Consider the following 26,621-nt stretch of genomic DNA (forward strand, 5'->3'; position numbering starts at 1 on the left):
ATGGAAATTTTTGGTATGAAATCCAGAGCAAGCTGTATGCGGAATTTGATATTGATTGTGTGCTTCTTGCTGGTGTTGAAAAAGTCCATGAAAACGGCTCTGAATGGCCTTTTCCTGTTGTTGGCGGGATGAATTGATGAAGGCTTTTGGGCAGCCGGGGCGATTGCCCCGGAGCTGGTTAACCGTCCTGCAGGTATCAGGTATTGGTTTTATAAATGAGCGTCGGATTTACAAATCACGCAGAATTTCAGCTTGCTGGCGTAGCAGGTCGAGGAAATTCATCTGGCTGGGGGTGGCTTGCCAGTTTTGCCGCAAGGTCAGGCCGATGGCCCGGCGAGTGTGCTCAAGCGTCATTGGCAGCACCGACAGCAGGCCAAAACTGAGTTCGTGTTCGATCTGGTGGGTGGAAATCAGCGTCAGCCGATTGCTGCCACGCAGCAGTTCACGAATCAGGATTTGTGAGCTGGTTTCGACCAGATGATCCGGGATGGCCATGCCGCGATCTTCAAACAGCGCTTCAAATGCCTTGCGGGTTGGCGTGCCCTTGCGCGGCACCACCCAGGACTGTTGGGCGAGATCGTCGATGGTCAGATTCGGTGTGTTCATCAGCGGGTGGCCGGGGCGACAGATCACTGCCAGCGGCGGCGACAGCAGTTCTTCCTGAATGACGTCGTCGACCGGCGGCGGGAAGCGCAGCGCGCCGATGAGGAAATCGAGATCGCCGTGGCGCAGGTGGTGCAGCAGGTCGCTGTAGGGCGCATCCACCACGCTGATGTCGATATCCGGGTGGCTTTCGCTAAATCGAATAATGGCTTCAGGCAGAATTGACGTCCGCGCCAGTGGCATGCTGCCAACGACGATTTTTCCGACCTCGCGAAACTGCAGTGCGCTGACTTCCGAGTAACCCTGGTTGAGTTCAGAAAATGCCAGCTTGGTGGCTCGCGCCAACGCCTGGGCGGCCTTGGTGGCACTGATGCCGGTGCTGGTTTTTTCGAACAGCGGTACCTGCAGAAGCTGTTCCAGTTCACGGGCAGCACGGTGTAGCGAAGATTGCGATACGCCAACGGCACGGCTGGCAATACTGAAGTTCTGGGCTTCGGTAACGGCCACCAAAGCGCGCAGCTGGGTGGTGGTCAACAGTGATACCATCTGCTGTGCTGACTGGTTGCGGCTGCCACCGGAGCCATAACGCAGGGCTTCACGAATGCCCTGCAATAAATAGGTAATGCAGCGCTCAACCCGGTTGTACCAGACTTCGCCGGATTCGGTCGGGTACATGCCTTCGGCACGGCGCTCGAACAATTCGGTTTGCAGCATTTCTTCCAGCCGGGCTAATGCCTGAGTTATGGCTGGTTGCGAAAGAAATACCCTTGGGGCTGCCTTGCTAATACTTTTTTGTTCGCTCACCTCCAGAAAAACCCTGAGGTGGCGAAGGTTGGGAATGGTGAACTCCATTACTGGCTCAACTCCACTGGAAAACAGCTCTATAGCAAAATCCAATAATGTAACAGTGAAAATGAAATAGCCAGTAGCAATCATGGATTCCTACCATGAGTGTACTATCCGATAACCCTGTGGGTTAGCGGTCGAGCTGGAGAATTGGACGCTGGCTGCCACAGGCAGTTATGCAGCTGGCGTCCCTCTTTTAATGTTTGCTGCATGCCGTGGTTCCTGCCGGAAACGGCAGATGCCAGAACACAAAGCGAGAAGAATAATGATCATCGATTGTCATGGACACTACACCACCACTCCTCCTGGCGTTGGCGCCTGGCGTGATGCCCAGAAAGCAGAAGTAGCCAAGGACCCTGCCTTTATTGGTGAGAAAGGACAGTTCAATGTGACTGATGATGAGATCCGTGAATCCATCATCAACAACCAGTTGAAGCTGCAACAGGACCGCGGCACCGACCTGACTATTTTCTCTCCACGCGCCAGCTGGATGGGTCATCACGTTGGTAACGAGCACACCAGCAAATTCTGGACTGAAAACCAGAACGACCTGATCCGTCGCGTGTGTGACCTGTTCCCTGAGAACTTTGTACCGGTAGCCCAGCTGCCACAGTCGCCTGGCGTTGATCCATCCAAATCAGTGGCTGAAATCGTTCGTACTGTGGAAGAAATGGGTTTCATCGGTATCAACCTGAACCCGGACCCAAGCGGTGGTTTCTGGAACGGCAGCCGTCTGTCTGCCCGTGAGTTCTACCCGATCTATGAAAAGATGTGTGAATACGACATCCCGGCGATGATTCACGTGTCTGCTGCCTGTAACGACTGTTTCGACACCACCGGTTCCCACTACCTGGGTGCCGATACCACCGGCTTCCAGCAGCTGATGATGTCTGACGTGTTCAAGGACTTCCCGACCCTGAAGATCATTATTCCTCATGGCGGCGGTGCTGTTCCTTACCACTGGGGTCGCTTCCGCGGCATGGCGCTGGATAAAGGCTTCGAGCTGGAAGAGCGCGTACTGAACAACATTTACTTCGACACTTGTGTTTACCACCAGAAAGGTATCGACCTGCTGCTCGACGTGATCCCGACCAAGAACATCCTGTTCGCTTCCGAAATGATTGGTGCGGTTCGTGGTATCGACCCTGAAACCGGTCACTACTTCGACGACACCAAGAAGTACATCGATGCGACTACCAAGATCGACGCTGCGGCCAAGCAAGACATCTTCGAAAACAACATCCGTCGTGTATTCAGCCGTCTGAAGACTGCCTGATTCACCGAGCTACTGGAGTCATAACGATGAAAGAAACAGTCGTAGTACAACATATCGAGCGCGCTGATCAGGCGGTTATCGACGGTCTGGCCAAGTGTGGCGTTGCTACCGTTCACGAAGCCCAGGGCCGTGTCGGTTTGCTGGCGCACTACATGCGTCCAATCCAGCAGGACGTGTCTGTGGCCGGTTCTGCCGTGACCATCTCTGGCGCTGCTGGCGACAACTGGATGATGCACGTGGCCATCGAACAGTGCCAGAAAGGCGACATCATGGTATTCGCGCCAACGTCTCCTTCCAACCACGGTTTCTTCGGCGACCTGCTGGCGACTTCTGCCCAGGCCCGTGGTGTGGTTGGTCTGATCATCGACGGCGGTGTGCGTGACACGCGTGATCTGCGGGCGATGAACTTCTACGTCTGGTCCAAGGCCGTATTCGCTGAAGGCACCATCAAGGAAACCGTCGGCTCTGTAAACGTACCTCTGGTATGTGCAGACGAGCTGGTGAATCCGGGTGACGTGATCGTGGCAGACGATGACGGCGTGGTTGTGGTTCGTCGTGAACACGCGGCTGCGGTACTGGAAAAAGCCCAGGCTCGTATGGCGCTGGAAGAAGAAAAGCGCGTTCGTATGGCCAATGGCGAACTGGGCCTGGACATCTACAACATGCGTCCTCGCCTGGAAGAGAAAGGTCTGAAATATGTCTGAGCAGCGTTTTGACCCGCAAGCGGGTGTACGCTGCATGTGGATGCGAGGTGGCACCTCAAAAGGGGGCTACTTCCTGACGCAGGATCTGCCGGCCGACACGGCCGAACGTGATGCGTTTCTGTTGCGGGTCATGGGTTCTCCTGACCCGCGCCAGATCGATGGTTTGGGCGGGGCTGACCCGCTGACCTCGAAGGTTGCTGTCGTATCCCGTTCCGAGCGCGAAGATGCCGATGTCGACTACCTGTTCCTGCAGGTGTTTGTTGATCAGGCCATCGTTACCGATGCCCAGAACTGCGGCAATATTCTGGCGGGCGTTGGCCCGTTTGCCATCGAGCGTGGACTGGTGGATGCCACCGGTGACACCACCGATGTGCGTATTTTCATGCAGAACACCGGTCAGGTAGCCATTGCCAGCGTGCCAACTCCGGGCGGCAAGGTGAGCTACTGTGGCGACGCCAAAATTGATGGCGTACCCGGCACCGCGTCTTCCATTCCCATCACTTTCCTGGATACCGCAGGTTCCAGCTGTGGTTCACTGCTGCCAACCGGCAACGCGGTGGATGTGATTGATGGCGTTGAAGTGACCATGATCGACAACGGCATGCCGGTTGTTGTGATGCGCGCCGAAGACATGGGTATTAGCGGCACTGAAAGCCGTGAGGAACTGGAAGCCAACGAAGCGCTGCGCGCCAAACTGGAATCCATTCGTCTGCAGGCCGGTCCGCTGATGAATCTGGGTGACGTGAAAGAAAAATCCGTTCCCAAGATGAGCATGGTGAGTGCTGCGACTGCTGGTGGTTCTATTTCTACCCGTACCTTTATCCCGCACCGTTGTCACGCTTCCATTGGCGTACTGGGCGCGGTCAGTGTCGCGACTGCGGCGGCATTGCCAGGTTCTCCGGCGGCAGAAGTTGCCATCGTCGAAGCGGGTGATCGCAAGTCGCTGTCAGTAGAGCACCCAATTGGCGAAATGACCGTTATCCTCAATATGGAAAACGGCAATGTTGCCTCGGCTGCACTGCTGCGCACTGCACGCAAACTGTTTGACGGGCTGGTATTCGGTTAAGCCGGATGACCAGCCGGGCCAGAGCGGATGTGTTGCCCGTCTCTGACCCGGAATTCACGTGGCGCCTGTTGCTCTGGGTGACGGCCGCGCCACTGACATCAATAACAATTATTGGTAACTAATGATGATGGATCCGGATTACCTGCCGTTTCATGCCAACCCAAGCAAGCCTGAATTCAAGGCACCTGCTGGTGCGGTAGACGCCCACTGCCATGTATTTGGTCCAGCGGAAAAATTCCCTTACCACCCGAAGCGTAAATACACGCCGTGTGATGCGCCGAAGGAAAAGCTGTTCGAACTGCGTGATTACCTGGGCTTCGAACGCAACGTTATCGTTCAGGCTTCCTGTCACGGTACTGACAACGCCGCCCTGATCGACGCGCTGGAAAGCGCTGGCGAGCTGGCTCGCGGTGTCGCTGTGGTTGATCCTGCGATCACGGTTGAAGAGCTGGAAGCGATGGACAAGGCCGGTGTTCGTGCCGTCCGTTTCAACTTCGTCAAGCGTCTGGTTGATAGCACGCCAAAAGAAGTGTTCCTGTCTGTTGCTGAAAAGATCAAGCCACTGGGCTGGCACATCGTTGTTTACTTCGAAGCGCCAGACCTGGAAGAGCTGATCCCGTTCCTGAACGAACTGGATACCACCATTGTGGTTGACCACATGGGTCGTCCAGACGTTGCCAAGGGCGTTGATCACCCTGACTTCCAGCGCTTCATCCAGCTGATGAAAGACAACGAAAAAGTCTGGGTCAAGACCACCTGTCCAGAGCGTCTGACCCTGACTGCGCCAGACTACAGCGATGTGGTGCCTTTCATGGCCAAGCTGGTGGAACTGTTCCCTGAGCGTTGTCTGTGGGGCACCGACTGGCCACATCCAAACATGAAGTCTCATGTACCGGATGACGGCAAGCTGGTTGATGTGATCCCGCTGATCGCACCAACGGCCGAACTGCAGCAGATGCTGCTGGTCGACAACCCGATGCGTCTGTATTGGGCGTAATCCGACCCCGGTGATCTTAAACGGCCCAGACTATCTGGGCCGTTGCTTTAATAGCGTCTTGCTATAAAAAAGATAAATCCGAGACTCTCGAACATCAGGCTCGATTGATGGATGATGTTCCCAATAGCTGGATCAGCGAGGGCTGAACATGACAGATTACAAAATGAAGCCGGTCGAAGGCACTGTCCATTTTGATGGTGCGCAATCGACCAAAGGGTTCAACTTCAACAAGATGTGTTTTTCGTTCAACAACGAAGACGCCCGTCAGGCTTTCCTGGCAGACCCTGAAGCCTATATGGATCAATTCAAACTGACCGAAGACTTCAAGCAGGCACTGCGTGACAAGGACCTGAACAAGTTGCTCGAACTGGGCGGCAGCATCTACTACATGGCGAAACTGGCCGGTATTTTTGGCTGGAACATGCAGGTAATTGGCGGCATGCAATCAGGCCGTACTACCGAAGAGTTCCAGGCATATCTCGACAGTCAGGGCAGGGGGAAAACAACCAATGGCTAAGATTATCGGTGGTATCACCACATCTCATATTCCGGCTATCGGCGTTGCAATCGACAAGGGCCTGGAAGACACCCCGTACTACCGCGACCTGTTCGCCATCTATCCACCAATCCGCGAGTGGCTGGGCGAAGAAAAGCCGGACATCGCGGTACTGTTCTACAACGACCACGGTCTGGAAATGTGGCTCGACAAGAAGCCAACCTACGCCATTGGTTGTGCGCCGGAATACCAGAACGCTGACGAAGGCTGGGGCATCAAGCCAATCCCGCCAGTCACCGGTGAAACCGAACTGAGCTGGCACATTGTCAACCACCTGATCGAAAACGATTTTGATCCGACTGTGTGTCAGGACATCAAGGTCGATCATGGTGCCACCGTACCAATGACCCTGCTGTGGCCAAACCACACTTATCAGGGCATCAAGGTGATTCCGGTTGCCATCAACTGTGAACGTCACCCAATGCCAAAGCCAAGCCGCAGCTACGCGTTTGGTAAAGCGATTGGTGATGCGATCCGTTGTTGGGACAAGGACCAGAAAGTCGTACTGCTGGGTACTGGCGGTCTGTCTCACCAGTTGGATGGCCCGCGTGCGGGTATTCTGAATGCCGACTTCGACAACTGGTGCATGGACAAACTGGTAACCAACCCGGAAGAGATCACCCAGTTCAGCAACGTTGACCTGATCGAACGTGGTGGCGCCCAGATGGTTGAAATCGCCATGTGGCTGGCCATGCGTGGCGCTATGGGTGACGGCATTCCGGAAGAGCGTATGCGTAATTACGTATCACCGATCTCCAACACAGGTGTTGGCGTGCAGTTGCTGATTCCGCAAGACTGATCGATCACAGGCGCAGGTAACAGCAGCTCTGATAAAGCAGCGTAGCAGCTGGTAGCAGCAAACCTGAAAGAGTGCCTGAAAAGAGCGCCTGAAAACAAAACCCCCAGTCGGGCAACCGGCTGGGGGTTTTGTGTATTAACGCTCAGTAGCTTCTTTCCTTTCAGTAGATACTGGGCTTTCTTATCCAATGATTAATCTGTCCAGGGAATGACAATGAAAATAATCATAGCGAAATTGTTTGTACTGGCCTTTGGTGGCGGGCTCATTTTATACGGCGCCTTAGGTAGCATTGATATACTGTTTGTTACAGGCCCGAAGCTTGAACGGTCTGAATTGGTCGAGCCTGGAGTGATGTATGTTCCCGCGTTAATAGGAGCCGGGATTGCCTTGGTGGGCTTGGTGCTTCTGTTGGGTGGATGGAAAAGGATCAAGCGATTTGAAAAACTGGAAAGAGATTTCAGGCTAAAGACGTTCGACTGGTATAAGCGAACATATCCCCACTTGATTACAAATGGGGAAATACAGTGTTTTGGTTGCGGAGGGGGGAAGCTACAGGTTCGTGCGTTAATGCAGCATACTTATCACCGTGAGCATTTTTGTCCTCAGTGTGGAACAACCCTTTATTACTCACCTGAATGTAATAGTTAGTCATAAAGATGGGTAACTCATCTTTAAGTCATTCTCTAGCTTTTCAAACAAACTTACTTCAATTTCTCACCACAAAACGGGCAGAAATTCACCACAATCATGCTGTGATAGGTCAGCTCGCCGACGTCTTCCGCGTCGCCTAACGCAACTTCCTCGGCGTCGGCAAAATGCAGGTTGTGGAGCTGCCAGCTGTCCATCGGCTGATCGAATTGGGATACGCAATGAACCAGGCGGTCGCAGTCTGGATAAACGTTGGCTGCGCAGCTGTGTTCCTTGTCGTATTCCGCGTCGGTGTTTTCACCCAGTTCAATCAGATTCATGTGTTTTATCCCGCTGGTTAATCAGCCGCGACAGTAAGGCGTCAGCGGACAGATAACAAGACTGATGTGGTTTTCTCATGTTTTGTGTAAGGCAGCGCGTCAGCCAGCAGAAAACAAAAAACCGGCCTTGGCCGGTTTTTGTGTGTCAGCAAGAGTGTCTTACATTTCCAGGAACTGGCGAATGGCAGGATTCTCGGCCTTGTAGTGTTCAACCACTGCATCCGGTGCGGCACCGAAGTCCTGACGTTGCATACGAACGATATCGACGCCAGCCTGCTCCAGTTCGCGCAGATTGGTTTTTTCGGCCTGAATCTGACGCTCGATACCCCATTGCTCGGCCTCGCTGTAGGCCTTGCGGACAATTTCCTGATTTTCAGGTGTCAGTGCATCAAACCAGCTTTTGGATACCGCAAAGACCGCAGGGAAAGCCATGTGGTTGGTCAACAGCAGGTGGGGGGCCTTTTCATAGATCTTCAGGCCAACCAGCATATCGAGATCACAGTCGATCAGATCGACTTCGTTTTGCTCCAGTGCCGGCAGGATATCGCGAGTCGGAATGGCTTTTGGTTCGGCACCCAGTTGGTTGTACCAGTAGCTGAATACGCTGTTGGGAAAGGCACGTACCTTTTTGCCTTTGAGGTCTTCAACAGAGCTGATAGCGGTTGGAGAGAGCAGCTGACGCATGCCGGAAAAGGCATAGCCCAAACCAATCAAATTATTGGCTTCGAGGGTTTTCAGCATGGCTTTGGCCTGATGTGACTGGCTGGCGCGAGCTGCTGCCTCAACATTTTCAAACTGGAAAGGCATATACCAGACATTGAATGCCGGATTGATTTTTTCCAGTGTGCCGGTAGACAGCATGCCTGCTTGCAGGCGACCGCTTTCCAGATTCTCCAGAATAAATGCTTCGCCGCCCATTTTGGCCTGGCGGGATGGACGAGGATCAAACTGGCCATCGCTGAGGCGTTTCAGGTTTTCGTCAAAACGAGTGGTCAGTTCGGTCAGGGTGTGGCCTGGGGGGGTAACCAGACCATAACGAACAGTCTCTGCCGATGCGTTTTGGGTACTGCCCAAAATGCTACAAAGCAGTGCGATGGAAGTAGTTGCCAGTCGGGTAAATGTATTCACATGAAGCCTCTTTACGGGTTTCTTCTGAGCTGATTTTTATGGAGCGTTACCATGATACCGTTTGGCGCAAGTTGCAACATTTGGCAGCCGCCTTGGCAGCTGCAGAACAGTGGTTAAATCAAAAAACGTGAAGTTTTTTCTACTATTCACCACGTGAATAGTATGTACAGGCCCTACATACCAAATTTCTGGTTGCAATCTATCCATTCCTGTTTAGGATGGATGTATTACATATTTGAATGGTTACGCCCTAATGACCTCAGCTCATGTACACCACTATAAGGATCAGACCTCTGCAGTTGCAGCGGTAGTGCGTCCGTGTGGCAGTGCGGTTGTGGCGTATTGGTATTTTGGTTATGGCTACTTTAGCCAGGAGCCAGGCTGCCTGTAGTGTGAAAACACCCGGCAGTTTGGCACCAAGCCAGACTGCCAAAGGGAACCCCGGTTGGCAGTCTGCCAACCGGGGTTTTTTTATGGAATTTTTCAAGGGTTAATGTGGAGAGGTTGTGATGTACAGCTTGCTCAGTACAGCTAACAAGCAAGTCAGTTCAGTACTGATTCTGCGGAAGAAAGTGCGATTTAGCATCGGTGGCATTTGCTCCCGATATTGGCGGGGCTGATTGCTCACCGGACCAACAGGCTAATCACAAAAAATACTTTCAGATGCAGAAATACAGGACCAGAAAATGACTAATCCAGCTCTCAACAACAGCCTCAACCAAACTACTGCCAGCAATGACCCGGCAGTACGCCCAATGGCCACACCAGCGACGCTGAAGGCGCAACTGCCGCTGCCTGAAAAACATCAGGTTCAGGTTGAGCAACACCGTCAGCAGATTCGCAACATCATGAACGGTGACGATAAGCGTCTGCTGGTGATCACCGGGCCGTGCTCAATCCATGACGAAGAAGCCGCACTGGATTACGGCCAGCGTCTGGCAGCCTTGAATCGCCAGCTGGGCGATCGCCTGATGATTGTGATGCGGGCCTACGTTGAAAAACCCCGTACCAACATCGGCTGGAAAGGTTTGGCCTACGATCCGCAGCGTGATGGCAAAGGCGACATGGCGGCTGGCATTGAACGTAGCCGCAAGGTGATGCTGGAACTGATTCGGATGGGGCTGCCGCTGGCGACTGAAGCACTGAACCCGATGGTGATGATGTACCTGGATGATCTGGTGAGCTGGACTGCCATCGGTGCCCGTACCGCAGAATCCCAAATTCACCGCGAAATGGTCAGTCATCTGGGCATGCCTACCGGCATCAAAAACGGTACCGATGGCTCGATGACCACCGCAGTGAACGCCATGGTGGCGGCCCGCCACAGTCATCATACGCTGGGGGTGGATTGTCATGGCCAGTTGGCGATGCTGACGACGCCGGGTAACCCGGATACCCACATCGTGCTGCGCGGTGGTAACGGCATCACCAACTATGATGCGGCGAGCATTGCTGAAGCCCAGCGTCAGTTGCAGGACGCCGGTTGCAACGCTGGCGTGCTGGTTGATTGCAGCCACGCCAACGCCTGCAAACAACATCGTCGGCAGATTCCGATTGCCCTGGAAGTGGTGGAGCAGCGGGTCGCCGGTAACGACAAGATTATTGGGGTGATGCTGGAAAGCTTCATTAATGAAGGCAGCCAGAAAATGGATGGCAAGCTGGTCTACGGCCAGTCGATTACCGACCCGTGTATTGGCTGGGATCAGACTGAAACCCTGTTACAGGCCATGCACAGCAAGCTGGTTTAACCGTTCGTTAAGGCCAGACAGGAATGTTGCCAGCAACTCCTGCCTGGCTTTCTTGGTTGTCTCGAATCGTATCAGGCTAGAAACTCTGAATGCCCTGCCAGATCAGCCGCAGGGCCAGCACGGTAATCAATACCTTGAAGATCTGCTTGAAGCGCTCAGCGGGAATCTTGTTGAGCAGCTTGAGGCCGACCCAGGTTCCCAGAGCGCCGCTGGCGATCATCAGGATCACCAGTGGCAGCCACTCAAAGAATGCAAAGCCGACCGCAGTAAAGACCACCGCCTTGAAGCTGTGCTGTAGCGTCATACAAGTAGCAAAGGTGCTGGTGAGTTGCAGTTTGCTGTAATTATTGCGGTGAACAAAACCGGCAACCAAAGGCCCGGTTGCGCCCACGAACATGGTCAGGAATGTGGTCAGCGCGCCCGCAAAAATACGGCCGCCGCTGCCCAGATCTGCTTTACCGGGCTTGTTACCCCACACCAGAAACAGAATAAAACCGGCTACCGCAAACTGAATTACTGACAGTGGTAATTGCACAACGACGGCAGAGGCTATCAGGGCACCAATCACAGCACCGACGCTAAACAGCTTCAGCATGTTCCAGTCGATGTGCTGGCGGGTCATCAGTGCCCGGTTGCCGTTAGAACCCAGTTGCACCAGGCCATGTACCGGAATCAGTGCCGCAACCGGTACGGTCGATGCCATCAGCGCCAGCAATAACAAGCCGCCACCAATGCCCAATGAGGCGGTCATAAACGACGTGAAACCGGCAGCAATAATCAGAAATATCGACGTTGCCAGCGTCAGGTCGGCAGGCATAAGCCACTCAAGCATGGTGAAATCCCGGCAGTAGCGCAGTTGAAAGCTGCGCAGATTATCCCCAGATTCAGTAACGATGGCGACGTTTGAACGGCTTGTTTTTTGAGGAACGCAGGGTGCGTTTCAACCAGGTGTAGAGGCCACTGAGAGCCAGAAAGGCAAACAGCAAGCTGGCCAGGTCGATGATAATAACGCCGGTTTGGCCGAACAGGCGGCCGCTGTGCAGGTCCAGTAACACTCGTTCGACGTTGATGCCGGGCAGTGGTTGTTGCTGATTGAGATGTTCAGCCAGTGCAGCCGGTAATGCTTCGCTGCTCGCCCATTGAACCTGCTGGAAAGCACCATTCTCGGCCGTTTGCCACTGCCAGGCGTTTTGATCGAGATACCAGACTGGTGCTGCCAGAGCCAGAGTCGTTTCGCCGTTGTTATCGATCAAGCCCAAAGCCGTCGCCGCAACAGGTAAACCGGCCAGTTCTTCAACCGCCTGACCATCGGGCAGGAACAGGGTGATGCGGTTATCGCACAGCACTGCGTGGGTTTGTTGCCAGAACAGCGCTCCCAGCAACTGGCTGTGGCATTCTGCCAGCGGCTGCTCGTTCAAATAAATGGTCTGGCCCAGCTGGCTGATCCAGCTATCGGCACTGCTAAAACCGCGTTTGGCCGTTTGTGGTTCAACACCGTATAACCAGCCGATCAGGGCTGAAAACACCGGCTGTCTGGCAAAACCAAGTTGTTGGCTGTGATTGATCAGGATGCCGGTGATCGTCAGCATCAGGATGATGGGGACTACCAGTAGTCCAGCACGGCGGTGCCATTGAATCAGGCGGGCTACAAGGGTCACAACTTAATCCGTCTGTCGTTATTGGTGATAGGTATTGATGATGCTGATAAATAGTGATTATAAAAAACTCAATGGATACTGGCAGTCTGACGCTGACCAGCCAGGTAAAGTGCGACGCGCGCGACCGCTGTCACAGCTCGCACCGACAAGGTTGCACCAGTAATACCGTCAACCGACTGGCTCAGTTGCTGATCATTGTTCAGCTGCTGGCCAACAAACTGGTCGGTAAAAAATGGATATTTTACCTCCCAGCCGCGGGATTCCCGGAACGCAAGAATACTGACGCTGCGTATCTGCAGTTCATCAATCACTATGCCGACGGTAATCGGTTGCTCCTTGCCAATTTCTTCCAGAATCCAGGCGCTACGGTGATTCGCCTGGTCGGCGCTTTGCCAATAACGCACCCGTAAACCTTTGTAAGGGTGGGCGAGTATGGCTTCAATGGCCTGCTTTTGTTCCGGCTTCAGCCACAGGGTTTGGCTGGTGGCGGGCTGATGCTCGAACGCCTGTTCCAGAAACGCTTGCTGACTGAGGAATTCCTCAGCCAGCACCGTGTGGCCAACCAGCAGGCAGACAGTTGCCAGTAGCAGTGTCAGAGGGTTATTCAGCTTCACAGTTTTCCCAATCCTCATCACTGATCAGGCTTTCATAGCGGGCGTCAGTAAGGGTCATCATAAAGCAAACCAGTTGTTCGACACGGGTGTCAGTAATCAAGGCACCGTCTTGCAGTTCGGTCAGACTGATGGTGTCTGTAACTTCGGGATCTGCCCACTCAATACCGGTTTCCGGGTTGATGGTGTGGCTGCTTCCGGTCATCCAGTGATCGTAGAATTTCACCACGGTAGCCAGATCCTGGAACACGCCGTTGTGCATATAAGGAGCCGTAATGGCGACGTTCCGCAGGGTAGGTACCTTGAACTTGCCCATTTCACTGGCGTCGGTAACCGCTTCGTTATTGGTTTGCAGGCCGGTATCCACATAGTCCGTTCCCAGCCCGTTGGCGGTACGGACAGCACTATTCACGGGCACGCCGATGTTGTGGTACTCGTAGCCTGTGAAGGTTTCATTGGCGCTGCCCTGACGTTTGAGCTGGTGGCAGGTGGCGCAGTTGGTGAACTGCTGTGAGAAAAATAGCGTGCGGCCGGAAGCGACTTTGGAAATCACGCCATAGTCATAGTAGTCAGGGTCGTCCTCATCCAGTAGCGAGCGGTCATATTTGGAGTCAAACGGCATAAATTCATCGGTGCTTTCAAAAGCCGCAATGGCTTCTGTCAATGCGGTATATGCCGTGTCTGTGTCGTCGAAAACGTCGCTGCCGAACAGTCGTTCAAAAGCTTCGACATACTGGTCATTTTCCAGAATACGTTCAATCACACTGGCCTTGTTAGGCATGCCCATTTCAATTTCGTTAAGAAACGGTCCGCCAGCCTGGTCCGCTAAAGTGCTGGCTCGGCCGTCGTGGAACTGTCCGCCAATCCAACCGCTGTAGTCCGATTGCTGACTGTTGAAACGTGTACGCGTGCCGTTCTGGAACTCTGGCGTCAGTGTCGCATAGGTTGCGGTCGGTGCATTGCGATCGCCAGTGGAAACACCATCATCACCCAGTGAAACAGCGACTGTATTGCCTTCGTCATCAAGGTTACTGTCGGTAAATGCCTTGGCTGAATCATGGCAGCTTGAGCATGCCTGGGTACGGTTAAACGACAGCGAAGTGTCATTAAACAAACTTTCACCCAGGGCTTCCTGGGTGCTGAAGGCAGAAGAATCATCTGAATCTGAGGACGACCCGCAGGCTCCCAGGGCCAGACCTAATGCAATTACGGCCAGTCGTTTCACGGTTGCTTTCATCCTGTTCTTGCGTATCTCGGTTGGTCTATACCAGCTTCTTTTCCTAAATTTATAACTTTAATCAAGTTCATAACAAGAATTTGATTGAAATTGTTTAATAATGACATTTGCAAATCATTCGTATTGATATTAATGTTTGAACGGTCTTTTCAAATTGTTACAGATCAATTGCGGAACTTTTTGGCCTGTGCCGCCGCATGACCGAATCTCAACAGGAGTGATTTATGAAATTGTCTCGTATGGCAGCATCCGTGGCTGTAGTGTCCATCCTGACTGCATGTGGTGGCGGTGGCGGCTCATCCGATAGCAAAGATAGCTCATCTATTGATGTCGATAATGTCCAAAAGCTGCTGACTACCAATGCGGATATTGCATACGCGGCATACTCTGATGCGGTGACGACTGCTGAAGCACTGCAAACTGCGCTGGCAACTTTCCGTGCAGATCCAACCGAAGCAAACTTTGTTGCTGCCAAACAAGCCTGGCTGGTGGCACGTGAACCTTATGGCCAGACTGAAGTGTACCGTTTCCGCCTGAGCCCGATTGACTCCACCAACTACACCGACGAAGACGGCCCTGAGGGTGATATCAACGCCTGGCCACTGGGTGAAGCCCTGATTGACTATGTACAAACCAACACTACCGACTTTGCTACTGCCCAGATCGGCGTAACTGACAACAGTGTTGAGGTTGGGACAGAAGTTGATGGCGCGTATGTGATTACTGCTGATGACTATGATGCCAGTGAAAACATTATTGGCCGTACCGATATCGAAATCACTGCCGACCTGCTGGCCAACACCGCCACTGCTGATGATGAGCATGATGTCATTGCCGGTTACCACGCCATTGAATTCCTGCTGTGGGGGCAGGATTTGAATGACGATGGCAGTACCACCGACGGTACCGATCGTGAATACGCCGTAAAATCCAACGAAGCCTATAACTATGCAGCTGGTGGTGACCGTCCGTTGTCTGATCTGGCTACCGGTTACGCTACCGAAGCGGATTACGATTCCAGCGATCTCAGCATGCGTCGTCACAAGTATCTGGAAGTCGCGGTTGCCAAGCTGATTGACGATCTGACCAGCGTGCGTGATGGTTGGGCTGACGGCGCGTCTTATCGTACTGCCTTCACCACCATTTCTACCGAATCCGAAGCCAGGGAAAAGCTGACTGAAATCCTCACCGGTATGGGTACCTTGTCTCGCGGTGAGCTGGCTGGTGAGCGTATGCAGATCGCTTTCTCCTCCAACTCCCAGGAAGATGAACACTCCTGTTTCTCCGATAACACCCATCGTGATATTTGGCTGAACGCCGAAGGTGTGTCTAACAGCTATTATGGTGTTTACGCCGGTTATGACAGCGATCTGGATGGTGTCGACGATGCCGCTGACAATGCTGTGAGTGGCTATGGCTTTGATGATTACCTCTCAGACGCCGGCATGACGGATCTGAAATCTGCCATCGAAACTGCATTGTCAGCAACTGCTGAGCAATACGAAGCTATCGATGAACTGGCTCGTGCCGGTACACCGTTTGACGTTCAGATCATGGATGCCACCACCACTGAACCAGCCTATCTGGCGATCAAGGCGCTGAACGCCCAGGCGACCCAGATTGAAAACCTGGCTGAAGACTTGGGTCTGGATGGTGACGTCACCATCGATGATGCAACTGCCTGTGATACCTCCACTCCAGACGCAGAATGCGAAGAGTAAGCCGATTGCAAGATGGCGGGCCATGGGCCCGCTGGCTCCGAGCAAGCAGTGTAAAAACCAGACCGGGCCTGTCCCGGTTTTGGTGTTTATCTCTGCTGGTTTGTTGTGGTTTGCTGGCAGCCTGTTCCTGGCCTGATGAGCCGGATGGCTTTCAGGTTCCGGCCGTCGATGCGTCGGAAGCGCTGCCGGGTGGTGCAACCACGGTCGGGCTGACGCCGTTCGCCAGTTTTGACAAGCTGGTGGCCAATTATCCTGAACAGGACAAACCCCACTTCTTTGCCGGCCGGGCACTGGCTCACCAGCCCTGGGTCAAGGCGCCAACAGCGACCGATGCTCGCGATGGTCTGGGGCCAATCTATAACGCCCGTGCCTGTCTTGCCTGTCACATTCGGGGTGGCAAAAGTGTGATGCCTGATAACGATCAAACGCCCTTGTTTGGCCCGCTGGTGAGGATGAGCAGAGTGGTTGACAGCGAAGCTGTGCCTGTCAGCAAGGGGGTGATACCTGATCCGGTTTATGGCGATCAGCTACAAACCCAGTCGATTGCCCTGATGCACCAGCTGCGCAAGCAAACGCCGCTGGAAATTGCTGCGGAAGGGGCAGTGCCACCGGAAGCCTATGCTTATGTGAAATGGCTGCAGCAGTCATTTCAGTACCCGGATGGGTCTGAAATGGCGTTGCGTAAACCCCAGCTCGACTTGCGTTATGCCGCCTACGGCGACTTTGCCGCCGACACCCGCTTCAGTTTGCGTAATGCCCCGGCGATTCACGGCATGGGGCTGCTGGAACTGATTCCCCAGGCTGATCTGGCGGCGTTGGCTGACCCTGATGACGTTAACAAGGATGGTATATCCGGCCGTCAGAACATGGCCTGGAACGCCCGTAGCCAACAGCTCGAGCCGGGAAGGTTTGGTCTCAAGGCCAATCGCCCGACCATGGACATGATTGTTGGCTCAGCCTTCGCCAATGATATTGGCATCAGTAATCCACTGTTTCCTGACCAGCCTTGCAGCCCGTTGCAGCCAGTTTGTCTGGCGCAAACCAATGGCAACAATGACGCCGGATTCGAACTGCCTGACGATTTATTGCAATTGGTAATTGATTTCAGTCGTAATATGGCCGTTCCTGAACGTCGTAATCTTGACGATGCTGACGTTAGCGCGGGCCGTACCTTGTTTTACCAGACTGGCTGTCAACTTTGTCATCAGCCCGACTATATAACGAGCGATAGCCCGGATTATCCGCATCTGGCTGGACAGCATATCTGGCCTTACACCGACCTGCTGCTGCATGACATGGGGCCAGGCCTGGCGGATGGTCGGCCAGACTTCGATGCCAGTGGCAGCGAATGGCGTACAGCACCGCTGTGGGGAGCAGGTCTGTTTGGCCAGGTAAATGGTGCCGGACATTATCTGCATGATGGTCGCGCCCGCTCTGTCGAGGAAGCCATTCTCTGGCATGGCGGAGAAGCGGCAGCTGCACAGGGGCGCTTTATTCATCTGTCTGCCAGTGAACGGCAGGCGTTGATCAAATTTGTTGAATCACTGTGAGTTGGTCAATGATGAAACAACTAAAACAACAGGGATGCCTCGAGCATTCCGGGCAACCGAAGATGAACCGCCGGCAATTGCTGGCGGGAGCAGGATCCACCGCGCTGATCGGCTCCGGCCTGTTGGCGTTACCGAACTGGGTAATGGCCGGTCAGTCTGTGACTGATCAGTCGTTAGATGGCGCTGAAGTCTGGATCAGTGCCCAGGGCAATGAAGAGACCGGCTATTTTGCCAGCTGGATTCTTGATGGTGAACAGCAGCCCCTGGTGCAATCGGCTGCCAGCCAGTTCCGTGGTCATGGTCTGGCCCAGAACCCGGTCAAGCCTTCTCAGGCCGTGATGTTTTCCCGTCGTCCAGGGACTCATGGGCTGGTGGTCAATCTTTATAGCGGCGCGGTAGAACAGGTGTTCGAGTGTGCCGATGGCCACCATATGCACGGTCATGGCGTCTATACACCGGATGGCAACTGGCTGCTGACAACCGAATCGGACTACCGTAGCGGTACCGGCAAGCTGATTGCTCGTAACACCAGTAACTGGGCGATTGAAGCGGAATTTCTGACTCATGGCATCGGCCCCCATGACGTCCGGCTGATGCCGGATAACAAGACCCTGGTGGTTGCCAATGGTGGCTTGCGTACCCACCCGGACAGTGGCCGTGAAATTCTCAACCTTGACACCATGGATCCGTCACTGGTGTACCTGTCTCTTTATTCCGGGGAGCTGATCAGCCAGCACCGCCTGCCGGAAAGCAAGGCCAGTATTCGTCACCTGTCGGTGGCCGATGACGGCACTGTCGCAGTGGCCACCCAAGTGCAACGTGCAGCCATGACCAGCAACTCGCTGGTGTCGCTGGGCGCCATTCACCGTCAGGGTTCCGAAATGGTGTTGCTGAATGGCCCTGACAGCTTGATGAATGAATTCCGCGATTACATGGGCAGTGTGGCGATCAATAACCGAGAACGTATTGCCGGTTTTACCAGCCCGCGCGGTAATCTGGCCGCTTTCTGGCATCTTGATACTCATGAGCTGCTGGGCTATCACGCGTTTTATGACGTCTGCGGTCTGACGGTCACCCGTGACGAACAGCACTTTGTTCTCACTAATTCCGCTGGCGAAGTACGTGAGCTGAAAGCAACCAGTCTGCGCGAAGATCGCAAACTGCGGCGTCAGTACGATGGCAAGCACTGGGATAACCATACCTTCACTCTCACCTTACCGAAGCAGACCGTATGAGCTTATTGAAACCCTGTACCCTGGCGACAGTGGTCGGCCTCGCTGGTCTGATGCTGACTGGTTGTGGTGGCAGCCGCGCCAATGATGAGCCAACCCTGAGCGAAGGTTCGATCGACAAGGCGCTGGAGCAAATGGTTGATAACACCATTATACCGGCGGCGACCGGCTTTGCTGCGGAAGTTACTGCCTTTTCGGAGTCAGCTGAAGATTTTTGTGCCGCACCGGATAGCGAGACTCTTGCCACTTTGCAGCAGCAGTGGATCAGCATGGAAAACCGCTGGTACCAGTTGTTGCCGTTTAACTTTGGCCCACTTAACGACGACGTCGTGTTCCCGGCTTACCAGTACATCGACTCCTTCCGAGTTCGTGGCACCAACTACACCAGCACGGTGCGCACTCAGCTGGCCAGCTGGATTGCCGCCGACAGCACCCTCAATGCAGATTTCTTTGACGGCAAAACCTTCCAGTACGTCGGTGTGCTGGCGCTGGAAGTGCTGGTGTTTGAAGACGCTGATCGTAGCCAGTTAGCCAGTGATATTGTTGCCGACTTCGAAGCCGACAGCCGTCGCTGTGATGCCCTGCAAGGCCTGGCTGGCAGTCTGCAAAACAAGGCCGATTACGTGGTAAATGGCTGGACGGTGGATCATCTGGATTCCGGCAGTTCCTACCGGACCATGCTGCTGGCGGGTGAAACCGATGATGGTTCTGAGCCACTGACTGAACTGATCACGTCGGTGCAGGAGTTCTACGACTACCTGACCCAACGCGATACCGTCAGCAATATTGCCCAATTGGCCGATTCTTCCTGGCAGGCCATGAGCGCCAGCATTGATATCACCAGCGAATTACTGGAAGGCACGGATGCAACGACCGTCAGCCTGTTTCAGCTGATGGAAATCGGTGGTAACAGCACTGATGTCGAAACCGTGCGCAGCAATCTGACGGCTGCCCGTGAAGCCATCAGTGCGCAGGACAGCACCACTTTTAACAGCCTGGCAGCGTCGCTGGACGGCAACTTCAAACGAGAAATTCCCGATGGGCTGGATGTCAGCCTCGGCATTAACTTCAGTGACGGCGATTGATTATGGCGAACTTTAATCAGGACAAGATGATGAAAAATACCTTGGCACCACTGGCAGTGCTGGCAGTAACCGCTTTCACGGCGCCCGCTTTTGCTGCTGGCAGCCAGACAGCGGATGATCAGGCTGCCACTATTCGCCAGCTGGAACAACGGATTGAGCAACTGGAAAACACCCTCAATGAGCGTGTTGGTATGTTGGCTGATGCGATTGAGCAACAGCAGCCTGCGGAAGCCAGCCGGGTCAGCATTGGTGGTTACGGTGAGCTGAACTATCACAACCTCAACGCCGATGGTGAAGACGACAAGCAAATCGATTTCCGCCGCTGGGTGATGTTCCTTGGCTATCGCTTCTCAGACACCATCAGCTTCCACTCCGAATTCGAAGTCGAGCACACCGTGGTACCGGGTTCCGACGGCGAAGGTGCGGTGGAGCTGGAGCAGGCCTACCTTGAATTCAAGGTGGCAGATAACACCCAGATCAAAACCGGTATCCAGCTGACGCCAGTGGGGATTGTGAACGAAACCCACGAGCCAACCACCTATTACGGTGTTGAGCGTCCGGTGCTGGAGACCACCATTATTCCAACCACCTGGTACGTTGCTGGTGTGATGCTGAGCCAGCAGTTCAGCAATGGTCTGAGCTATGACGTCTTTATTTCCGAAGGCCTGAAAACCGAGGATCCAACCACGGATTCAGACGCTGATGCCTTTGATCTGAAAGCGGGCAAACAGAAAACTTCCAACGCCGACGCCTTTGATCTGGCGACCACAGTACGGGTTCGTTATACCGGCGTCAGCGGTCTGGAACTGGCAGCCTATGCCCAGTATCAGCCGGACCTTGACCAGAGTGCTGAGGATTCCTATGCTGAATCAGCCACCCTGTTGGGTGGCCATGCCATTTATCAACTGGGTGACGTGACTGCCAAAGCCATGATTGCCCGCTGGGATCTGGCGGGTGATGACGCCAAGGCTGCCGGCAAGGATGTCCAGGACGGCGCTCAGGTCGAGCTGTCCTGGAAAGTGTTGGAGCAGGTTGGGGTGTTTGGTCGCCAGACTGTGTGGTCTGTTGAAGATGGCGTGGATCAGGCCCAGACCAACCTTGGTGTGAACTACTATCCGCATCCAGACGTTGTGCTGAAAGCTGATTACCAGTTGCAAAACGAAGATGCTGGCAACAGCGATGGTTTCTATCTGGGTATGGGTTATCAGTTCTGATCGTTTGAATCCGGCGTGCTGCCATCGCAGCACGTTTTGATCCGCAGCCTGGCGGCGGGTTTCACGATGGCAGGACAGGATGACATTGAACAATGCCCGTCAAACGCAAATGCGTAGGGTCCGCATGCCGGGACTGGGTTCAGGGCAGTAAACGAATATTCACCAGACTGCGGCTGCCATTCGGCAGTCGCACGTTCAATACCCGATTCGGCCAGTGGACGGATTGCGGTTCTATACCAATGTTAGTAACGAGCTGGGTGTTACTCGCGACTCGGCCATCTGTTACTGCACTGGCTTCTGCCTGTTTCCACAACGCATCCTGGTGGATAACGGCGTTCGCCAACACCAGGCTATTACGCGCAATATCTAACACACTGGTCGGTTCGCTGGTTACTGTTGCTGCGGCTGATATTGCTTCCGGTGTCAGCTCTGGTTTCTCGGCTGTTTCTGCCTGGTTTGTAGCGTCAGCAAGTTGCTGGCCCACGGGTAATACCGGAGTGCTCAACAACTGATCCAGCGCCGTCAGTTGCCACTGGCTGTTGGCTGTTATATCTGTACTGCTCTCTGAAGTTGCAAGGTCAGAAGCTGCTGTCGGTACCGGTTCTCCGCCAGCGTATTCATGATTGCCACTGAGCGGCAAACTGCTATCTGCCGCTGCGGCCGCCGCCAGGCTGGCAGTTTCACTATCGCCACCGAGTTTTTGATGCAGGTAGGCCATGGTTTCCGGGTAGGGATGACCAATCAGAATGGCGCGGCCATGGGTTGCCGCGATCGTGACGGCCTTCTGGAACTGGATCTCCAGTGCCGCTGCCGAGCGATCATTGTCGAGAAACACATCCCGTGACAGGTTGGCGACGCCAGCCGCCGTTGCCGACCTGGCTGCACAGGTGTTGGCCGTGGTGCGACTGTCGATAAAGAATAAATGACGCTGTCGAGCCACTTCCATGGCCCAGCCCATACGGGTGCAATCCTGCGTTAACAAGCTGCCCATATGGTTGTTAAAACCCTGCACGCCAGGAATGCTGTCGAGGCTTTGCTGGAGGGTGTGTTTGAAACTGGCTTCGTCCATATCGGCGTACAGCCCATCTGGCCCCAGCGGAAAGCCGGATTCAGTCGCCATCGGCGCATGCAGCATCACCGTATGGCCTTTGGTTTTGGCCTTGCGGGCGAGTCGGGCGGCGTATGGGGTTTCTGGCAGAAAGGCGAGATTGACCGGGGCGGGTAAACTGACTGCCAGTTCGCCCAGCGGACCATTGTTGCCAACATCGTCAATGATGATAACCAGCTCACCGGCTTGCAGGCCGGTGGCCAGCAGGCTGCCAGTCAACAGACTGGTCAGCCATACGATCGGGTGTTTCATAACAGGTGGTTTGCAGTTTTCCTGGATCAATGCTTGCCGAGAATAGCCATTCCTTTCAGCAGGGTATGGGCTTCGTAGAGCTGGAAGTCCTTGGCCAGTAATTCAGTATCGTTCTGGCTGTCGTCCTTGCTGATTTCCTTATTCTGGTCAGCAGACTTGTCCTGATTTGGATTATCCAGGTGACCACGCAGATCGGCTTCCTTGATGGTACGGTTGCGGGCAATCGGAGTTACGTCGCTTTGTTCAACCCAGATATCCGGCTCGATTCCCTTGGCCTGAATCGAACGACCGCTTGGCGTGAAATAACGGGCAGTGGTCAGCTTGATAGCCTTGTCGTTGGCCAGTGGCAACACGGTCTGGACGGAGCCTTTGCCGAATGACTGGGTGCCAACCAGTACTGCGCGTTTGTGATCCTGCAGCGCACCGGCAACAATTTCCGAAGCGGATGCCGAACCACCGTTAATCAGCACGATCAGTGGCAGATCCCTGGCGGTGGTGTCGCTGTTGGCCGAGAATTTCAGTTTCGAGCTGGCGGCGCGGCCTTCGGTGTAGACGATCAGGCCGTTGTCGAGGAAGGCGTTGGAAACATCAACAGCGGCATCCAGTACGCCACCCGGGTTGTTACGCAGATCCAGAATCACACCCTTGACGGCTTTATCGTCCTGCCATTTTTTCAGGGTTTTGTTGAGTTCCGCACCGGTTTCTTCCTGGAACTGGGTAATGCGGATATAGCCGATGTCGTCTGACAACAGTTTCGAGCGCACACTGCGCACCTTGATTTCATCACGCTCAACGGTGAACGACAGCAGGGTTGGTTCGTTATCGCGACGGATTTCCAGAGTGATTGGGCTGCCGGGTTCGCCGCGCATTTTTTCAATCGCTTCGCCCAGTGACATGCCAACGACTGCTTCGCCATCGAGGGTGACGATCAGGTCGCCAGCTTTGATACCGGCTTTTTGCGCCGGGGTGTCATCAATCGGGGTAATCACCAGCACCAAACCATCTTGCTGGCCCACTTCCAGGCCGAGGCCACCAAATTTACCGGTAGTAGTTTCGCGCAGCTCGGAGAAATCTTCCGGCTGTAAATAGACCGAGTGGGGGTCCAGTGCGGTCAGCATGCCGTTGATGGCATAGCCGAACAGGGTTTCGTCATCAACTTCTTCGACATAGGAACTGCGAATGCGCTCGAACGCTTCGGCGAAGTTGCGCAGTTCTTCCAGTGGCAGTTCGGTTTGGGACTGGTCGGCAGGCGCTGCAGCAGCGGGGACTGTGTCAGCCGTAGCGGAGACGGAAAAAGACAGACTGAACAGGGTGACTGCAAGGGCGGAAATAGCTGGCCGGCAAAATTTCATGGGTAGTCTCGTCAACGGTGATGCCCGAAGCATCGCATAAATCCCCTGCGCTGGTAACCTGATCGCTGTAAGGAAAGTCAGCTTCCATGGTTGCTGGTAACGGCCGGAAGGCTATTTTTTGGCCAACCAGGTCGCAGGGTCCTGGGGTTTGCCCTTGTAACGGATCTCAAAATACAGCTGGGGTTCCTTAAGCCCGCCACTGCGGCCAACGGAAGCGATTACATCGCCCTGATTGACCCAGTCACCAACGTCGTACATTAACGACTGGTTATGGGCGTAAAGAGTCATGTAACCATCGCCGTGATCGATAATGAGTAACAAACCAAAGCCTCGCAACCAGTCAGAATAGACCACCCGACCGTGGTGTACCGCCTTGATAGGGGCACCTTCCGGTGCGCTCATCAACCAGCCTTCCCAACGACCGGCGCCGTCGGTGACCGGATTGCCAAATGCAGCAATCACGCGGCCATCAATGGGACGGGGCAGATGACGTTTGAGGGTTTTGAACAGCCGGGCATCCTGTTTGCGGGGGCTTTTTTCGACCAGGGTGCGAACTTCGTCAAACAGCGATTCGAGACGTTTACGGTCCGCCTGCTTTTGCTGCAAACGTTGTTGTTCATTGCTCATTTGGCTGTTGAGCTTGGCCAGCAGGGTTTGTTGCCGGGTCTTTTGCTGCTGCAGCTGCTGGTTGCGCTGGTCGAGCTGATTGCGGGTCGCCTGCAGCTGTTGTTCCTGTTGCTGGATGGCTTCGGCGATATGGTCGAGGCGTTGCAGTTCACTGATGGTGAACCGGATCTGTTGCTGGCGGGCACTGTTGAAATAACCAAAGTATTTCATCATCCGCTGGGCTTGCTGGGGATCGTCCTGATTCAGCAGCGCCTTGATGGGCGCATCACTGCCCAGCTGATAGGCGGCGCGGATTTGCTCGCGTAAACGTTGGGTATGGCGAGTACGCAGCTCATCGAGCTGCGCCTGATCCTGTCGGAGCTTTTTTAGGCGTTGTTGCTCCTCTTCAAGCTGGCGGCGGGTTTCGTCAATCTGGCGCGACAGCTTGCCGATGTCCTTGTCGGTCTGTTGCAGCGACTCTGACAGTTTGCTCTGCTCGGCACTGGCTTCATTGAGCCACTGCTGCAGCTTGGCAATTTCTGCCTTCAGGGACTGCAGTTTGGCGGCATCACTGTCTTCTGCCCGGGCTGTGCCTGTGGTCAACAGCAGGCAGGCCAGCGCAAGGCTGGCCAGAGTCGCTAGTTTCATGGTCCGGATAATATCCCTGGACGGTGTTAAGTGAGGTGGATCAGCTGAAATCTACCAGAGATTGACCAGTCATTTCTGCTGGTTGTTCCACACCCATCATGGCCAACAGGGTTGGAGCGATGTCACACAGACGGCCGGGGTTGAGGGTGCCTTGTGGACGTTCGTTGACGTACACCAGGTTCACCGGGCCGGTGGTGTGCTGGGTCATCGGCCGACCCTGGGCATCAAGCATCTGTTCGGCGTTACCATGGTCGGCGGTGATCAGGCATTCGCCACCCACTTCCAGAATCGCTTCGGTTACGGCAGCCAGTGAGGCATCAATGGCTTCGGCGGCCTTGACGGCAGCGTCGAACTTGCCGGTGTGACCGACCATATCGCCATTGGCGTAGTTACAGACGATCAGGTCATAACCACCGTTCTTGATGGCATCAACCAGTTTTTCGGTCACTTCCGGCGCACTCATTTCTGGTTGCAGGTCGTAGGTAGCAACATCCGGTGAGTTGACCAGAATACGGGTTTCACCGTCGTATTCCTGTTCGCGACCGCCAGAGAAGAAGAAGGTGACGTGCGCGTATTTTTCAGTTTCGGCAATCCGCAGCTGTTTCATGCCGAGGCTGGAAACGTATTCACCCAGGCCATTGCTGAGCGCTTCTGGCGGGAAGGCACAGTTGGCTGGAATGGTGGCGGCGTATTCGGTCAGCATCACGTAGTCAGACAGCGCCGGGCGAACCTGACGCTCGAAGCCGCTGAATTCGTCACCATCAACAAAGGCGCGGGTGATTTCACGGGCGCGGTCAGGACGGAAGTTGAAGCAGATGATGGCGTCGCCATCCTTCACTGTCGCGGCTTCACCCAGCAGGGTGGCGCTGACGAATTCGTCGTTTTCGTCACGTTCGTAAGCGGCTTTCAGACCCTCGATGCCGTTGGGGGCTGTGTATTCTGCCTTGCCCTGCGTCATCAGGTCGTAGGCTTGCTGCACCCGGTCCCAACGGTTGTCGCGGTCCATGGCGAAATAGCGGCCAACAATGCCGGTCAAACGGGCGTTACCCAGTTCCGCGCATTTGGCTTCGATCTTGGCAATGGAATCTTCGGCAGACCGTGGTGGCATGTCGCGACCATCCAGAATACCGGTGACATAGACCTGCTCAACCCCTTTGGCACTGGCCATTTCCAGCAGGGCAACCAGCTGGTCTTCGTGGCTGTGAACACCACCTGGAGACAATAAACCGGTGAAGTGCACCGCGCCGCCAGCTGCTTTGGCTTTTTCCATCGCCGCTGCCAGTGCTGCGTTGTTGGCCAGTTCGCCGTCTTCAATCGCCTTGTTGATGCGAGTGTAGTTCTGGTAAACGATGCGACCCGCGCCAAGGTTCATGTGGCCGACTTCAGAGTTGCCCATCTGGCCATCTGGCAGACCAACGGCGGTACCGGAAGTCTGGATCAGGGTATTCGGAAAGGCTTCCAGCAAACGATCCCAGGTTGGGGTGTTGGCGTGGGCAATGGCGTTGTTGTCGGTTTCCTCGCGGTAGCCCCAGCCATCCAGGATGATAAGAGCGACAGGTGTTGGGCGCTGAGTCATGGTCTTGCCTCGAATCTAAAGTGTTATTACGGCAATTGTACTGAAAGCAGGGCATTGATCCCAGTGCGAAGGCAGCTGGA

Annotated in this window: 24 protein-coding genes; 13 read left to right on the forward strand and 11 right to left on the reverse strand. The window is 54.5% G+C overall.

Going from position 1 to position 26,621, the window contains the following annotated elements:
* Positions 1 to 228 precede the first annotated feature (228 nt).
* The gene (locus K6123_RS17070) at positions 229 to 1,455 is read right to left on the reverse strand and encodes a LysR family transcriptional regulator (RefSeq protein WP_221799954.1); all 1,227 of its coding nucleotides are present in this window, start codon (positions 1,453 to 1,455) and stop codon (positions 229 to 231) included.
* Between the two features lie 259 nt (positions 1,456 to 1,714).
* Between K6123_RS17070 and K6123_RS17075 the strand changes: the two genes are divergently transcribed.
* The 7 genes from K6123_RS17075 to K6123_RS17105 all read left to right on the forward strand — a co-directional run bounded on the left by K6123_RS17075 (position 1,715) and on the right by K6123_RS17105 (position 7,495).
* Positions 1,715 to 2,725 carry an amidohydrolase family protein gene (locus K6123_RS17075; protein WP_221799956.1) on the forward strand — a complete coding sequence of 337 codons (1,011 nt, stop codon included), beginning with the start codon at positions 1,715 to 1,717 and terminating at the stop codon, positions 2,723 to 2,725.
* 26 nt (positions 2,726 to 2,751) lie between these two features.
* Positions 2,752 to 3,429, forward strand: coding sequence for a 4-carboxy-4-hydroxy-2-oxoadipate aldolase/oxaloacetate decarboxylase (locus K6123_RS17080; RefSeq protein WP_221799958.1), 678 nt, complete (start codon positions 2,752 to 2,754; stop codon positions 3,427 to 3,429).
* Positions 3,422 to 4,495 (forward strand): 4-oxalomesaconate tautomerase, encoded by a 1,074-nt coding sequence (locus K6123_RS17085; RefSeq protein ID WP_246624871.1) that lies wholly within the window; start codon positions 3,422 to 3,424, stop codon positions 4,493 to 4,495. The genes K6123_RS17080 and K6123_RS17085 overlap by 8 nt, the downstream gene beginning before the upstream one ends.
* Before the next feature lie 124 nt (positions 4,496 to 4,619).
* Positions 4,620 to 5,492, forward strand: coding sequence for an amidohydrolase family protein (locus tag K6123_RS17090; protein WP_221800304.1), 873 nt, complete (start codon positions 4,620 to 4,622; stop codon positions 5,490 to 5,492).
* A 148-nt stretch (positions 5,493 to 5,640) separates the two neighbouring features.
* Positions 5,641 to 6,009, forward strand: a complete 369-nt coding sequence (locus K6123_RS17095) for a protocatechuate 3,4-dioxygenase (RefSeq protein ID WP_221799960.1) — start codon at positions 5,641 to 5,643, stop codon at positions 6,007 to 6,009.
* A complete protein-coding gene (locus K6123_RS17100; protein ID WP_221799962.1) occupies positions 6,002 to 6,847 on the forward strand; it encodes a class III extradiol dioxygenase family protein in 846 nt (281 codons plus the stop codon). Before K6123_RS17095 ends, K6123_RS17100 begins: the two co-directional genes overlap by 8 nt.
* 213 nt (positions 6,848 to 7,060) lie before the next feature.
* Positions 7,061 to 7,495, forward strand: a complete 435-nt coding sequence (locus K6123_RS17105; RefSeq protein WP_221799964.1) for a hypothetical protein — start codon at positions 7,061 to 7,063, stop codon at positions 7,493 to 7,495.
* A gap of 53 nt (positions 7,496 to 7,548) precedes the next feature.
* Here K6123_RS17105 and K6123_RS17110 read toward each other — a convergent pair whose 3' ends face one another.
* Both K6123_RS17110 and K6123_RS17115 read right to left on the reverse strand, forming a co-directional pair.
* Positions 7,549 to 7,815: a hypothetical protein gene (locus K6123_RS17110; protein ID WP_221799966.1), complete on the reverse strand. Its 267-nt coding sequence runs from the start codon at positions 7,813 to 7,815 to the stop codon at positions 7,549 to 7,551.
* 159 nt (positions 7,816 to 7,974) lie between these two features.
* Positions 7,975 to 8,943, reverse strand: a complete 969-nt coding sequence (locus K6123_RS17115; protein WP_221799968.1) for a TRAP transporter substrate-binding protein — start codon at positions 8,941 to 8,943, stop codon at positions 7,975 to 7,977.
* Between the two features lie 686 nt (positions 8,944 to 9,629).
* On the opposite strand from K6123_RS17115, the gene K6123_RS17120 reads away from it, so the two are divergent.
* The gene (locus K6123_RS17120) at positions 9,630 to 10,691 is read left to right on the forward strand and encodes a 3-deoxy-7-phosphoheptulonate synthase (protein ID WP_221799970.1); all 1,062 of its coding nucleotides are present in this window, start codon (positions 9,630 to 9,632) and stop codon (positions 10,689 to 10,691) included.
* Positions 10,692 to 10,767: 76 nt separating this feature from the next.
* On the opposite strand, the gene K6123_RS17125 is transcribed toward K6123_RS17120, so the two are convergent.
* From K6123_RS17125 to K6123_RS17140, 4 genes are all read right to left on the reverse strand, one after another.
* Positions 10,768 to 11,523: a sulfite exporter TauE/SafE family protein gene (locus K6123_RS17125; RefSeq protein WP_221799972.1), complete on the reverse strand. Its 756-nt coding sequence runs from the start codon at positions 11,521 to 11,523 to the stop codon at positions 10,768 to 10,770.
* 52 nt (positions 11,524 to 11,575) lie between these two features.
* Positions 11,576 to 12,349 carry a PepSY domain-containing protein gene (locus tag K6123_RS17130; protein ID WP_221799974.1) on the reverse strand — a complete coding sequence of 258 codons (774 nt, stop codon included), beginning with the start codon at positions 12,347 to 12,349 and terminating at the stop codon, positions 11,576 to 11,578.
* 68 nt (positions 12,350 to 12,417) lie between these two features.
* Complete coding sequence (locus K6123_RS17135) at positions 12,418 to 12,963, reverse strand: FMN-binding protein (RefSeq protein WP_221799976.1); 546 nt, start codon at positions 12,961 to 12,963, stop codon at positions 12,418 to 12,420.
* Positions 12,950 to 14,197, reverse strand: a complete 1,248-nt coding sequence (locus K6123_RS17140) for a cytochrome-c peroxidase (protein WP_221799978.1) — start codon at positions 14,195 to 14,197, stop codon at positions 12,950 to 12,952. Before K6123_RS17140 ends, K6123_RS17135 begins: the two co-directional genes overlap by 14 nt.
* 224 nt (positions 14,198 to 14,421) lie before the next feature.
* Here K6123_RS17140 and K6123_RS17145 point away from each other — a divergent pair, with 224 nt between their 5' ends.
* The 5 genes from K6123_RS17145 to K6123_RS17165 all read left to right on the forward strand — a co-directional run bounded on the left by K6123_RS17145 (position 14,422) and on the right by K6123_RS17165 (position 20,999).
* Complete coding sequence (locus tag K6123_RS17145) at positions 14,422 to 15,918, forward strand: imelysin family protein (RefSeq protein WP_221799980.1); 1,497 nt, start codon at positions 14,422 to 14,424, stop codon at positions 15,916 to 15,918.
* Between the two features lie 110 nt (positions 15,919 to 16,028).
* Entirely contained in the window at positions 16,029 to 17,468 is a 1,440-nt protein-coding gene (locus K6123_RS17150; protein ID WP_221799981.1) for a di-heme oxidoreductase family protein, read from the forward strand.
* Between the two features lie 62 nt (positions 17,469 to 17,530).
* A complete protein-coding gene (locus tag K6123_RS17155) occupies positions 17,531 to 18,703 on the forward strand; it encodes a DUF1513 domain-containing protein (RefSeq protein WP_221799983.1) in 1,173 nt (390 codons plus the stop codon).
* Positions 18,700 to 19,785 carry an imelysin family protein gene (locus K6123_RS17160; RefSeq protein WP_221799985.1) on the forward strand — a complete coding sequence of 362 codons (1,086 nt, stop codon included), beginning with the start codon at positions 18,700 to 18,702 and terminating at the stop codon, positions 19,783 to 19,785. The genes K6123_RS17155 and K6123_RS17160 overlap by 4 nt, the downstream gene beginning before the upstream one ends.
* Positions 19,786 to 19,787: 2 nt before the next feature.
* On the forward strand, positions 19,788 to 20,999 hold the full coding sequence (locus tag K6123_RS17165; RefSeq protein ID WP_221799987.1) for a mitochondrial porin family protein: 1,212 nt from the start codon (positions 19,788 to 19,790) through the stop codon (positions 20,997 to 20,999).
* 139 nt (positions 21,000 to 21,138) lie between these two features.
* Here the strand turns inward: K6123_RS17165 and K6123_RS17170 are convergent, their stop codons facing one another.
* The 4 genes from K6123_RS17170 to gpmI form a co-directional block, all read right to left on the reverse strand.
* Entirely contained in the window at positions 21,139 to 22,359 is a 1,221-nt protein-coding gene (locus tag K6123_RS17170) for a divergent polysaccharide deacetylase family protein (RefSeq protein ID WP_221799989.1), read from the reverse strand.
* A gap of 26 nt (positions 22,360 to 22,385) precedes the next feature.
* Complete coding sequence (locus K6123_RS17175; protein ID WP_221799991.1) at positions 22,386 to 23,711, reverse strand: S41 family peptidase; 1,326 nt, start codon at positions 23,709 to 23,711, stop codon at positions 22,386 to 22,388.
* Between the two features lie 111 nt (positions 23,712 to 23,822).
* Positions 23,823 to 24,965, reverse strand: coding sequence for a murein hydrolase activator EnvC family protein (locus tag K6123_RS17180; protein WP_221799993.1), 1,143 nt, complete (start codon positions 24,963 to 24,965; stop codon positions 23,823 to 23,825).
* A gap of 40 nt (positions 24,966 to 25,005) precedes the next feature.
* Positions 25,006 to 26,541, reverse strand: coding sequence for a 2,3-bisphosphoglycerate-independent phosphoglycerate mutase (gene gpmI / locus K6123_RS17185; RefSeq protein WP_221799995.1), 1,536 nt, complete (start codon positions 26,539 to 26,541; stop codon positions 25,006 to 25,008).
* Positions 26,542 to 26,621 lie beyond the last annotated feature (80 nt).

This window comes from Oceanobacter mangrovi (assembly GCF_019740315.1).
GTDB lineage: Bacteria > Pseudomonadota > Gammaproteobacteria > Pseudomonadales > Oceanobacteraceae > Oceanobacter > Oceanobacter mangrovi.